We start from the raw sequence: 12494 nt of genomic DNA, 5'->3' as shown, positions 1-12494 counted from the left end.
CGGCTCTCAGGGTCAACTTAAAACAATTGTGGGTGATTACGCGATGATCAGAAAAGTCAAGTTGGTTTATTAACAGCTACACCATTGGAAAATGACCAGGTCACGGGATAGCGTCTTTTTTCTTTGGAACTACAGGGAAAATAAGGGAAAATAAAGTTTCCCACCGATTTTATCCTAATGGCCGCCAACCAGGTAAGTCAATCATCATGTTTCATATTGTGTTATCAGGTGACTGAGCCACCGTTTTTGCCGGTGATGATCCAAAAAGCTTTGCGGTGTTTAAAAATAAGGAGGGCGGCCCTTTAGGGAAAAGGCCTGTTATTAATAAAACTAGTCAGCTTGACGATAAAGGGTTCCCGTGCGCTGCAAAATTAAGAAGCAACGACATTACTACAAACCCGGACAAGTGCGGAACCTATGGTAATTATTGCACCATAAAAAACGCCATGGGCTTAACGGGGCGATTGCCTTGGCTTGCCTGCTATTGACTGCCCTGTTTGCCGTGTTGCAGGAGCATGTTGCCCCAAACCGCTTGGCCCCCCATTTGAGATCATCGGCCCCGTTGCCCCAGGGATCAAAGCTTCCGGCCCGGCTGTGGGTATTGATTGGCCTATCCCCGGAAAAGGTGTCTCTATTCGACTCTTTAAAATATCAGTCAAGACCTGGCCAAGCAGATTTTCAGGCCTGTTGAGCCCCAAAAGCCCCGCCCCTGTAATCTGATCTCCACGAGAAAAATTCAGGGGTGCGGCTTGAGCTGTAGGCGCTGGCTGCTTTACCGGCCTGTTACCGGGCAAAAGCCCTTGCCTGACGATTTGCTCGCCATACGATGCAGGCTGGAGCGCAGCTTGGGCCGTAGGCGCTAACGAATTAACCGGAACAATTTTTTTGGCAAAGCCCTCTCCAACAATATCTGCACCATATATTTTTGGTTTTTGGGCTAAGTTTTGAGCATAACGCGGCGGATCAACTTGAAAATTATTATCCGGCCAACACCTGCCGGGAGTATCGATTGTCTCTTTATTCAAAATGGAAGGATTTTGGGAATTAAATTCAAATTGAGATACCTTACGCATATATTCAAAGGGAGCGCCTTTCAAGGAGCGTATATAGGCTTATCCGGGGCTGTCAGGGGCAAGAAGTTCAAGACCACCACACCCGATGATGAGGCTTCCCGGCCAGCCGGCCCACTGAGCTGTGGATTGCGGATATGACCTATGTATCGAACTGGCGGGGATTTGCCTATGTGGTCTTTGTCATAGATGTGTTCGCCCGTATGAGCGCGGGATGGTGTCTGTCCAATTCCTTGAAAACCGATCTGCCTCTTACTGCCTTGGAACAGGCTATTTTCGCCCGTCAGGACACTGGTCATCTGGTCCATCACTCGGATCACGGATCCCAATACCTTTCAATCCGCTATACCGAGCACCTGGCTGACGCCGGCATTGAGCCGTCCGTGGGGAGCGTGGGCGATGCCCTATGACAACGCCATGGCCGAGTCGGTGATCGGCCTGTACAAAACCGAAGTGATCAATAAACAAGGTCCCTGGAGACATCGTCAAGCCGTGGAATTCGCCTCCCTGGCCTGGGTGGATTGGTTTAATAACGAGGCAGCCGCCGTCAATCTATAGCACCTGTCCAGTTATATAGGCAGCCTCCTGGCCTGTGGGAGTCAAAACCTCGCTTGACGATTATGCTTAAATAGCAATCTTCTATTGGTTATTCATTCGAATTTTTATAATCTTTTGGACAAAGTAGGATTTCTCGCACTGCAGCTCCAACTATGCCACAACATCTACAGTCTTATGACCTTGGGTCGTAATCTGCTGCTGGGCTGCCTCTGCACCTAGCCCCTCTAGATCTCTATTGGATGCCATAACATCTGCGATCTTAGAATCTCGGGTTGCAAGCTGCTGCTGAGTTGTCTCTGTATCCAGTCCCTCCATATTTTTATTGGATACATCTCCTTCGTGTTGCACTTTATCCTCTTTATCTTCGCGGACACCCTCTACCAGCTCATCAACCACGGCCTTATCCAGTTTTGTCTTGTTACTTACTATTTTCTGTTTTAATTCATCAGATAATGGAAGAGTTCGATCGAGAGGCGGGACCTCGTACACACCATAAAATCGTCCCAATTCACCATGAAAACGCTTTAGGTCAAGCTCTGATTCTGCACTCTACGCTTCATCTGCACTCGACGCTTCATCTGCACTCGACTCTTTAGTGGAAGATTGTTCGAAGACTTCGGCTCTTTCTCCTATCTCACCCACTATCTGGCCTACCTGGGAAGAGGATATGTTTGCCTCCAGCAGCTGATTGACTGCCTTAAGTGCCTCTCTCAGTTCAGCCTCAAGCGCAATTCCATCGTATTCTATTCCCTTTTCTCGATTAAATAAGGTGCCTTCCAGTAAATTATTACCGGTGCTAAACTGACTAAGATCACCACTTTCCGAGTTTTGCTCAATTTGGTGATCGTTTAAACTAGCAGACAACGCTTCAGCTAACACACTAAAATCAGATAAACCTTGTTCCAATTGGGTAAGCTGTTCTTCGTTTTGTGGCTCAGCTGAAATCCTATCAGCAAAACTTTGCAGGAGGCCCTCCAGCATAGCTTGCATTTCACTTAGCAAACTAGCCTGCCCGCTATCTGCCGGCTCTGCAGGATCCTGCCTCTCCGCCATAGTGAGACTCAAGTCATTTATAACACCAGTTTGCTGGGCATAGTAGGCATCAAGCTTCTTTGTAATCTCATCTACAGTTTTTGCAATACTGGCGAGGGCCTTCTTGGATAGTTCAAGCCTTTCAGAAAAAGATAATTCTTGTTCTGCTGCGGCAGGCATCGTAACAGAATCTTCTGCAGCAATAGCACTACTTTGAGACTGCTTCAGCAAAGCCTTGCCCTGGTCAGAAATTGTAACCTTCACCTGGGACTCCACTGGGGCAAGCACGCTTGCCTCCTCGGGAGACTGTAAAGGTTTTTTTGTAAAGATATCTACACTGTTAACCCCTACAGGCTGAACAGTGTTTGATACAACCATTTCAGACATTTACCCCCCCTTGGTTTTAAAGCTGAGACCTCTTGCTTTCAGCTCGCTATAATACTTATCGGCTCCAACAAACAAAACTTTAATGGTCGAACCTAATAATCAAGCACATGCTTTAAAAAAAACGATTAGTTACTAATGGCATGGTTCATGTGGGAGGCACCGGCGTTCCACCGTGAGTCACGTCCGTTTATAGCTGATTGCCAAGATCTTTCCTTACTCGAGCCTATATCTCAAATTATGAGATAGTAACTGCGAAGCAGCCTTTACCCGGAAGTTTGCGGCCTTGTTTACCCCGTCAGTACACTAATCTGTTTGAGACCTTGTTTAATCCAGCCCATCTTTAACGGACACCTTGTTAAGCGAGTAATTTGCTTTACGGAGGTGTTCAATGGCAGCACAGAAAAATCAGAAGAAGTCGCCACGCCGCCGGTTTTCGACGGAGTTCAAGCCAGAGGCGCTTGGGCTGGCCGAGCAGGTTGGAGTAGCCGGTGCGGCTAAGCAACTGGGTCTTCAGGAGTCCCAGCTCCATGGTTGGCGCAAGAAAGACAGATTTGAGGCCAGCCGCAGTGAGACCGAAAAAGAGCAGGCCATCGCAAATGCCCGGCTGAAGCGGCAGCTTGCCAAGTGGACCGGCGAGGGCTGGCTGTACCTGGCCGTGGTGCTGGAGTTATTTTCGCGCATGGTGGTCGGCTGGGCCATGGATAAGCGCATGAATGCAAAGCTGGACACTGATGCTTTGCAAATGGCCCTTTGGCGGCGGCGCATGCCCAAGGGCGTAATCGTTCACTCTGATCGGGGCAGCCAGTATTACTCTAAGAAATACCAAGCCCTGATCAAAAAACAAAAACTGATTTGCTCCATGAGCGCCAAAGGCAACCCATACGATAATGCTTTTTGACGAGAGCTTTTTCCATTCCATGAAAGTAGAACTGGTCCATGGCGAAAGCTTCGACACCCGTGGAATCACGCGTCAGGCTGTCTTTGAGTATATTGAGGCGGAATGCAACCGAACCATAAGGCATAGTGCCAATGGCACATATCAGCCCATTGGACTTTGAAATGAAAACTGTAGCTTAACTGATTGTCCGTTTTTCATGGGCAGGATCAAAAGCGGCACATAAAAATATCTGGACATGTTTCCCCCCACCCAGACGTTGTTCATTAATTTTTAATAACACCTAAACACTTGTGCGGTCAATTGGTTCGAATTGTCCGGGCAAGGAAACAGCCGAGCCGGGGCAAACCTTTCTCGCCCCCGCCGGTGGTCGGATTTGCCGGTTTTTCTTTTGACTACGACACCCCAGACGCCTCCACTATAGGCCGCTTCCGCAATCATCTTTTAGAGCGCGGTTTGGACGTGAAGCTGTTCAACATTTTTGCCGGTCAACTCGAAGACCATGGCCTGATAATCAAACAAGGGGCTATTGTTGACGCATCTATTGTGGAATCCAGTCGTCGCCCCAGAAAAACTCTAATCGTGGGGAAAATAGAAGATGAAGACAGCCTGTCAAATTGTGAGGTGACCACCACCTACTCTGATGATAGTGAAGCCAAATGGGCCATCAAGGCTAAAAATCCTACTACGGCTACAAACTGCACATGGCCACTGATGCTGATCATAGCTTCATAATAGGCATCATGTAACACCGGACAACCGGGCGGACACCAAGGAGCTTATGGAGGTGGTCCAAGAATCAAACACACCCAGGGGTTGAATGGTTTTCGCAGACAAGGAATATGCCAGCGCCCAGAACAGAATAGAGCTTAAAAAGGGCAACCTCACTGACGGAATCATGTGCAAGGCAGTCAAGGGAAAAGAACTGACTGAGTCTGAAAAATTAATGAACCGGGTTATCAGCGGCCTCAGGGGAAAAGTTGAGAGGGGCTTCGGTACTCTGAAAAGGGATCACGGTTTTAGCCGCACTCGCTACATTGGATGTGCCAAGGTGAAACTGGAGTTTCTCTTAACCACCATGGCCTTCAACCTTAAAAAGGCGGCGCTTATGGTGAGGGTAGTGCGCCGAGGGGATAAAAGACGCCTCAATACGGTCCGAAGCGCCCCAAAGAGGCAACTAAAAGGCTACTCATTTTGAAAAAAAACAGGGCTGGCACCATAAAAAACCGTATCAAAAAGGGAAAGATACAACCAAGTTAATTATGCGCCGGCTTCATATTGTGTTATCAGGTGACTGAACCACCGTTTATGCCGGTAAGGATCAAAAAAACTTTGCAGTATTTATAAAAGGAGGACGGCCCTTTGGGGGAAAAGGCCTTTTCTTAATAAAACTAGTCAACTTGATGATAAAGGGCTCCCGTGCGCTGCAAAATTAAGAAGCAACGACATTACTACAGATCCGGATCAGGTGCGGAACCTATGGTAATTATTGCAACATAAAAAACGCCATGGGCTTAACGGGGCGATTGCCTTGGCTTGCCTGGTATTGGCTGCCCTGTTTGCCGTGTTGCAGGAGCATGTTGCCCCAAACCGCCAAATTCAAAGATCGGCTGGTTGGGCATTTCATCCCTCAAAAAAAAGGCTGCGGGCAGATTTAAGAGACCCAAACTGCTTACCCCCCCATTTGGGATCATCGGCCCCGTTGTCCCGGGGATCAAAGTTTCCGGCCCGGCTGTGGGAATTGATTGGCTTATCCCCGGAAAAGGTGTCTCTGTTCGACTCTTTAAAATATCAGCCAAAACCTGGCCTAGCAGGTTTTCAGGCCTGTTGAGCCCCAAAATCCCCGCCCCTGTAATCTGATCTCCACGAAAAAAATTCAGGGGTGTGGCTTGGGCTATAGACGCCGACTTATCTACCGGCCTGTTCCCGGCCAAAAGGCCTTGCCTGACGATTTTCTCGCCATACGATGCACGTTGGGGCTCGGCTTGGGCCGTAGCCGCTAACGGATTAACCGGAGCAATTTCTTTGGCAAAGCCCTCTCCAACAATACCTGCACCATATGTTTTTGGTTTTTGGTTTAAATTTTGAGCATAAAGCGGCCGATCAACTCGAAAATTATTACCCGACCAACTCCTGCCGGGAGTATCGATTGTCTCTTTATTCAAAATGGAAGGATTTTGGGAAATCGATTTTTTAGGTACAAAAAAGTCATTTTTATTTTCAGCTATTTTATGGTTCGATCCCGGCCAACTGGTGAGTTTCAATTCCTGCTTGGACAAAAGATCATAATCTTTATTTGGATAAAAATTTTTTCGTAATACCTCCCTATATTGCCTGGTATTTTCAATATCAGAAAAAGGATTTTTTTTCATGAAATAAGTCATGGCCTCCAGCTGATCCATCCTATCTGAGGCTTCTTTGTTTCCGGCGAAAATAGAAGCCTTTTCAAATTCCGATGCCTTACGCATATATTCATGGGGATCTCCCTTAAATGACCTCAAAAGGGCTATATGATAGGATTGGAGTTTTTCAGGGGTATCTATACTATTATACACGCGCCTAAGTACACCACAGTATTTTTTGAGAAAACCATCGGCATCAGTATTTTTAGGTAAGTTTTGAAAAGTATTCCCAGTGATATATTCTAGTTCTGCTTTTAATGCTTTCAATTTAAATTTATTATTAAGCATTTTAAGAATCAATTCGGGATCTATTGAAGCACCTTCATTCTTTTCTGGTCCACCATTATATGAGTCTGCCCCAAAAGAATTCACTGCAACAAAAGTTGCCAATGCTTGTCCATAATTAAAACCATTTGTAAGCATATTTTCAAATAGCATCTTATCAATATCTGACCGAGATATAGAACGTAACTCATCACCCTTACCTCCTAACCTACTCCCAATCCCCGCTTTTTTGTAACCAATCTGAGAAACACCATCGATAAAAGGAACTCGTTCTCCTGAGTCAGCAATATAGTCTTGCGAAAGCGGGTACTTTTTCTTCTCTGTTTTACTTTTACTGTTTTCTTTTACTATAATGCTATCTAAAATTAGTTTTAATTCACCGACATTAGAAGATTTTTCACTTTCTAATGACCGGTTAACATCCTCATTGCCATTTTTGCGAAGACTATTTTGTGATATCTTGGTTAGAAGAGTAGGATTTTTGCAGCATTTAAAAATATAGGTAAAACTCCTTGAGAGATCTTCATCAGACCAACCATTCTTTTTTTTGATATGTTCAATATCAAATTTAACGGATTTTTTACCCTTACATGCAGAAGCTTCTCTTATAAGAACAGACGATCTTTCTAAGTCTTCTACTCCAATTGAAGAAATGGGCTGCTCTGACTGAGGTGCATATTTTAATTTATCATAAAAAGGTTTACGATAAAGCCAATCATGAAGCAACGCAGGCTTGGACATCTTACCTGTATCAGGTATTAACTTTCTAACCACCTTAGGCACACTGGCAAAATCAGTCAAAGTACCGGCTTCTATTTTAATCAACCTGTTTTTATCAGTTATATAGTAAAGATCATCCAAGACCAGCCATTGGTGATAAGAATCAAACCTTATAGGAGCCTTACCATCCCTTGCTGGATCATAATCAAGGTCTTCTTCACTAAAGGCACCTAAATATTGAACCTTTAAATCACCTAAAAATGAACCCATCTTATAGCCCCCCTCTAAAACAGTGACTTCTTTAGCCGACAGACTAAGGATATCACCTCTCTCGCAGCCAAACGGTATAACACTATTTTAAAGTGATTATGTATAGCCAATGGGTAAAGTTACTTTTTTTAAGCAAATATAACCTTGACAATGGGTTCGAAGAAATTAAGAAAAACACCATTTTTTACCAAGAGATATGGCAATAGAATTTCAATTGGTAAGATAATATTTTCTGTCTGGCGGTTCCCAGGTTCTGGTCAAAAATTCGGCCTGTTTAAGCTGCTCTGGGGTCATTTTTTGAGAAATTTCATCTACAAGATCACCGATATCTTCATAGTAATCTCCCTTCGCCAATCCGGCCATAGCCAGCTTGAACCATTTGTAGGCCTGCACCAAGTCCTTTTCAACATCCTCGCCTTTAGCCAGCTTTTCACCAAAAAATCCCTGAGCCTCATAATCTTCAGACTCTGCAGCCTGTTTTATCCAGGCCATGGCCTTTTTTCTTTGTTCCCATGTTTCAGCCCTTATCAATAAATTAACCCCCAAACTGTATTGGGCACTGGCAACTCCTTTTAAAGCAGCTTCCCTGATCAAGGCCAAGGCCTTTTTATCAGTCTCAGGCTCTCTTTTATAATGACCGTGAAGTATATACTCCCCCCACGCATAAAGGGCTTTTGCATATTTTTTCTTACAGGCTCTTTTCATTAAATACCGATACTTATCTCTCTCAAAATGCCCGGTTAAAAACATGGCCGTAAAATATAGTGCTCCTGGATGTTCTTTTTTAACTGCCTTATCAAACCACTCACTTGACACATGAGACGCATAAGAGAGTCCATGACTACTACCGGACAAGGGGACTCCATGACAATTGTAATAACAATAGCCTGTCATATATTGAGCCTGGGCATATCCCTTTTCAGCTGAAGCCAAAAATGAATAAAATCCCCTTAGGTAATCATGAGGGACGCCATCTCCATTATAAAACATCACCCCAAGGTTATAGAGGCCCACTGGATTGTCCTGCCTGGCGGAACGTTTGAGCCATTTAAGGGCCGACGCAGGATTTTTTTTAACCCCCACACCCTTGGCATAAATCACTCCCAGGTTGTTCTGGGCCCTGGGATCTCCTTTTTCAGCCAATTTGTACAAATATTTAATTCTTTCAAGGAGGGTCTTTTGGGAGTGATTGGAATCATCGTCTTCCATCTCGGCAGAACGATATTCAGCCCAAAGATAACCACAAAACTCAGCCTTTTTGAACCAATGTACTGCCTTTAAATAATTTTTGGAACCGCCTTGGCCCTTGGCATAAATCTCTCCTACCATCTGGTTAACCCAGGCCCTCTCTCCACTTGTGCCCTGATACCAAGTCAGGGCGATTTCCGCATCCTTTTCACACCCCAAACCCAAGCGATAAAGCTCTCCTAAACCGATGTAGGCGTCTTTCACCCCTTGCAGGGTAGCCTGCATATAACCGGAAAACGCTTTTTTATAATCGGTTTTCACCCCTTGACCATAATGATGCAGACGGGCCTTTCGATACAGGGCCAGGGCATGGCCCCTTTTAGCGGCCAGGCCATACCAATGGGCTGCCTTGGCATAGTCCTGCTCAAACAATAACCCCATTTCAAACATGCGGCCGGCCTGATACTGCAACCTGGGATCACCCAAAAAGGCCTCATTCAAAAACAACTTGGCATCCTCCATATCCTTGGGAAAGTCCCAGCAAAGCGCGTAATCCACCTTTATCGTAAACACATCCAAGGCAATCAGATTCCCCTGAAAGGCGGATTTAACAACCCAGTACTTCTTCTTCTCATCATTCTCTAACACGCCTCGCCCATAGAAATAGCATCTACTCAGCCAGTACTGAGCCGCGGCATGACCTTTTTCTGCCGACTTGGTAAGCCAGAAAACCGCCTTGGAATAGTCCCTGGGTACAAGCCTGCCCTGGTAAAAAATCATGCCCAAGGCATATTCAGCATGGGGGTCTTGTTGTTTTATTGCCCGATCTTTGATCAACTTAAAAGCCTGGTCAAAAGGCAAAATATTGAATCGGTCATGAAGGTAAATGGCATAAAAATACAAATAGCCCGCTCCATTGTCGCCCAACATGGCCCTTTGCAAATAACGCAGGCCCTTTTCGGGGTCCGCCTTCACGCCCATCCCCTGGTAATACATGCTCCCCAGACTAAACGCGGCCTGATAAAAATTCCGTTCCAAGGCCCTTTCAAACCACTTGACGGCTGTTTCATCGTTTTGAACCACGCCCCAGCCTTTCAGGTACATCCGCCCCAGGTTATATGCGCCCTCGCCACCAACATTTTCTTCTGCCATTTTGCGGTAATGTTTAAGGGCCCGGGCATAATCAGGGGGAAACACAAGGCCGTAGTCAAACATTTGGTGCAAATTAACTTTGGCCCTCTGCACACCACGGGCGTCGGCCCGGCGGAAATAGTCCGCAGCCCTGGCAGGATCAATCGGCACCCCCTTGCCCTCTAAATACATCTCCCCCAGGTAATCCAGGGCCACGGGATCACCCATTTCCGCCAGCTCCAGAAAATACTCTCTTGCCTTTTGATACTTTGACTTATCAACCCTGCCGGAATGGAAACAATCAACCGCGACATCGAACAGGGCCCTTGGATATTTTTGTTCCTCTGCCTTTTTCAGCCACTTTTCGCCCTTTTTCCAGGAAAACTCAGGGTAGCGGGCCGCCCCTCCCAAGTGAGTGAGGGAAAGGTAATACTGGGCCTTGGGATCACCCTTTTCCGCCAGGGGTTTCAATATCCTGAGGGCTGTAACATAGTCGTGAGCTTCATAGGCCTTGATGCCCGAGGCAAGATCTGTTTTGGAAGGAGAAGACTCTTTACAGGCAGTGCAAACCAAAAGCAGGATCAAAAGCGGCACATAAAAATATCTGGACATGTTTCCCCCCACCCAGACGTTGTTCATTAATTTTTAATAACACCTAAACACTTGTGCGGTCAATTGGTTCGAATTGTCCGGGCAAGGAAACAGCCGAGCCGGGGCAAACCTTTCTCGCCCCCGCCGGTGGTCGGATTTGCCGGTTTTTCTTTTGATTACGACACCCCAGACGCCTCCACTATAGGCCGCTTCCGCAATCATCTTTTAGAGCGCGGTTTGGACGTGAAGCTGTTCAACATTTTTGCCGGTCAACTCGAAGACCATGGCCTGATAATCAAACAAGGGGCTATCGTTGACGCATCTATTGTGGAATCCAGTCGTCGCCCCAGAAAAACTCTAATCGTGGGGAAAATAGAAGATGAAGACAGCCTGTCAAATTGTGAGGTGACCACCACCTACTCTGATGATAGTGAAGCCAAATGGGCCATCAAGGCTAAAAATCCTACTACGGCTACAAACTGCACATGGCCACTGATGCTGATCATAGCTTCAAAAATGGCGGTCATGTAACACCGGACAACCAGGCGGACACCAAGGAGCTTATGGAGGTGGTCCAAGAATCAAACACACCCCGGGTTTGAATGGTTTTCGCAGACAAGGAATATGCCAGCGCCCAGAACAGAATAGAGCTTAAAAAGGGCAACCTCACTGGCGGAATCATGTGCAAGGCAGTCAAGGGAAAAGAACTGACTGAGTCTGAAAAATTAATGAACCGGGTTATCAGCGGCCTCAGGGGAAAAGTTGAGAGGGGCTTCGGTACTCTGAAAAGGGATTACGGTTTTAGCCGCACGTGTTCTGTGATGGTAATTACCTGACACATTGAGCCAAATGAAGAGGTGGCCATGTCGCCTCCTACTGGGTTAGAAGAAGTGTTGCTGAAGCACTTCAAACCCAAGGAGGCAAAGGACATGACCACCGAGAAGAAAGTAGCACGTAGGAAGCTCAGTTTGCTAGAGCTTGCTGCCGAAATGAAAAACGTAAGTCGCGCCTGCAAGATCATGGGCTATTCACGCCAGCAGTTCTATGAGATCAGACGCAACTATCAGACCTACGGAGCAGAAGGTCTGATAGACCGGCTGCCAGGCCCCAAGGGCCCCCACCCCAACCGCGTATCAGAGGAAATCGAAAAGGCCATTCTGGATCACTGTTTGGATTATCCCACCCACGGGTGCCTTCGAGTTGCCGATGAGCTGGCTCTCAAAGGAATCCAAGTCAGCTCCGGTGGGGTTAGAGGCGTGTGGTCGCGACACAACCTTTTGAGCCGCCATGAGCGACTGCTACGTCTGGAGCGGCACGTATCTGAAACCAAGATCGTTTTAAGCGAAGGAGTGTCAGGAATTTCGTGTATAGAGCCAATTGTGAGATAATCACCCCATCATCGGAGGAGTACGCAGAATGGCTACCAAGGACGAGTTGCTTGATGAGTTGCTCAAGGGCTATGAGAAGCCCGAAGACCTGTTGGGAGAAAACGGAATATTCCAAAAGCTGAAGAAGGCCCTGGTTGAGAAGGCGCTTGGAGCGGAGCTTACGCACCACCTGGGGTGCGAGAAAGGTAAGAAGCCGGAAGCCAAAAGCGGCAACACCCGAAACGGCCACGGCAAAAAGCGGGTGAAGTCAAGCGGTGGCGAAATGGAGTTGTCAGTCCCCCGCGACCGCGACGGCAGCTTCGAACCTCAGTTGATCAAAAAGGGCCAGCGCCATTTCGACGGCTTTGACGACAAGATCATTTCCTTGTATGCCCGAGGCATGACGGTCCGGGAAATCCAGTCACATCTCAAGGAGCTATACGCAGTCCAGGTTTCGCCCGACCTGATTTCGCGAGTGACCGACGCCGTTATGGAAGAGGTTCGGGAATGGCAGAATCGGCCCCTGGACGCCCTTTACCCTCTGGTGATCTTCGACGCCCTGCGGGTCAAAATCCGCGATGAAGGGACAGTAAAAAAC

At 46.9% G+C, this 12494-nt stretch carries 10 protein-coding genes and 3 pseudogenes; 8 read left to right on the top strand and 5 right to left on the bottom strand.

The window, feature by feature from the left end:
- Positions 1-452: 452 nt before the first annotated feature.
- Positions 453-1073, bottom strand: coding sequence for a hypothetical protein (locus tag X474_RS13130; RefSeq protein ID WP_044349531.1), 621 nt, complete (start codon positions 1071-1073; stop codon positions 453-455).
- A 33-nt stretch (positions 1074-1106) separates the two neighbouring features.
- Between X474_RS13130 and X474_RS26820 the strand changes: the two are divergent.
- Positions 1107-1628: pseudogene (locus X474_RS26820) on the top strand (DDE-type integrase/transposase/recombinase); the annotation flags it as partial.
- Positions 1629-1778: 150 nt separating this feature from the next.
- Here the strand turns inward: X474_RS26820 and X474_RS13120 are convergent.
- Both X474_RS13120 and X474_RS13115 read right to left on the bottom strand, forming a co-directional pair.
- The gene (locus X474_RS13120) at positions 1779-2117 is read right to left on the bottom strand and encodes a hypothetical protein (RefSeq protein ID WP_044349530.1); all 339 of its coding nucleotides are present in this window, start codon (positions 2115-2117) and stop codon (positions 1779-1781) included.
- Positions 2118-2177: 60 nt separating this feature from the next.
- A complete protein-coding gene (locus tag X474_RS13115; protein WP_044349529.1) occupies positions 2178-3047 on the bottom strand; it encodes a hypothetical protein in 870 nt (289 codons plus the stop codon).
- Positions 3048-3435: 388 nt separating this feature from the next.
- On the opposite strand from X474_RS13115, the pseudogene X474_RS13110 reads away from it, so the two are divergent.
- The 3 genes and pseudogenes from X474_RS13110 to X474_RS13100 all read left to right on the top strand — a co-directional run bounded on the left by X474_RS13110 (position 3436) and on the right by X474_RS13100 (position 5140).
- Positions 3436-4124, top strand: a pseudogene (locus tag X474_RS13110) (IS3 family transposase).
- 121 nt (positions 4125-4245) lie between these two features.
- A complete protein-coding gene (locus X474_RS13105; RefSeq protein ID WP_156360755.1) occupies positions 4246-4677 on the top strand; it encodes a hypothetical protein in 432 nt (143 codons plus the stop codon).
- Between the two features lie 85 nt (positions 4678-4762).
- The gene (locus X474_RS13100; protein WP_052515182.1) at positions 4763-5140 is read left to right on the top strand and encodes a transposase; all 378 of its coding nucleotides are present in this window, start codon (positions 4763-4765) and stop codon (positions 5138-5140) included.
- 316 nt (positions 5141-5456) lie between these two features.
- Here the strand turns inward: X474_RS13100 and X474_RS13095 are convergent, their stop codons facing one another.
- Entirely contained in the window at positions 5457-7619 is a 2163-nt protein-coding gene (locus X474_RS13095; RefSeq protein WP_052515181.1) for a DUF1353 domain-containing protein, read from the bottom strand.
- A gap of 210 nt (positions 7620-7829) precedes the next feature.
- Complete coding sequence (locus X474_RS13090) at positions 7830-10550, bottom strand: tetratricopeptide repeat protein (protein ID WP_197282090.1); 2721 nt, start codon at positions 10548-10550, stop codon at positions 7830-7832.
- Between the two features lie 63 nt (positions 10551-10613).
- On the opposite strand from X474_RS13090, the gene X474_RS13085 reads away from it, so the two are divergent.
- From X474_RS13085 to X474_RS13070, 4 genes and pseudogenes are all read left to right on the top strand, one after another.
- Positions 10614-11060 (top strand): hypothetical protein, encoded by a 447-nt coding sequence (locus X474_RS13085; RefSeq protein WP_156360754.1) that lies wholly within the window; start codon positions 10614-10616, stop codon positions 11058-11060.
- A 71-nt stretch (positions 11061-11131) separates the two neighbouring features.
- Positions 11132-11365 (top strand): transposase, encoded by a 234-nt coding sequence (locus X474_RS13080; RefSeq protein ID WP_052515180.1) that lies wholly within the window; start codon positions 11132-11134, stop codon positions 11363-11365.
- A gap of 93 nt (positions 11366-11458) precedes the next feature.
- Positions 11459-11875 (top strand): annotated as a pseudogene (locus X474_RS13075) (helix-turn-helix domain-containing protein); the annotation flags it as partial.
- A 70-nt stretch (positions 11876-11945) separates the two neighbouring features.
- Positions 11946-12494, top strand: a 549-nt coding sequence (locus X474_RS13070) for an IS256 family transposase (RefSeq protein WP_044349524.1), incomplete at its 3' end; no start/stop codon positions are given.

This window comes from Dethiosulfatarculus sandiegensis (assembly GCF_000931935.2).
GTDB lineage: Bacteria > Desulfobacterota > Desulfarculia > Desulfarculales > Desulfarculaceae > Dethiosulfatarculus > Dethiosulfatarculus sandiegensis.
Note: the sequence above shows the minus strand (reverse complement) of the source record. Positions and strands in the feature narration are given on the sequence as shown.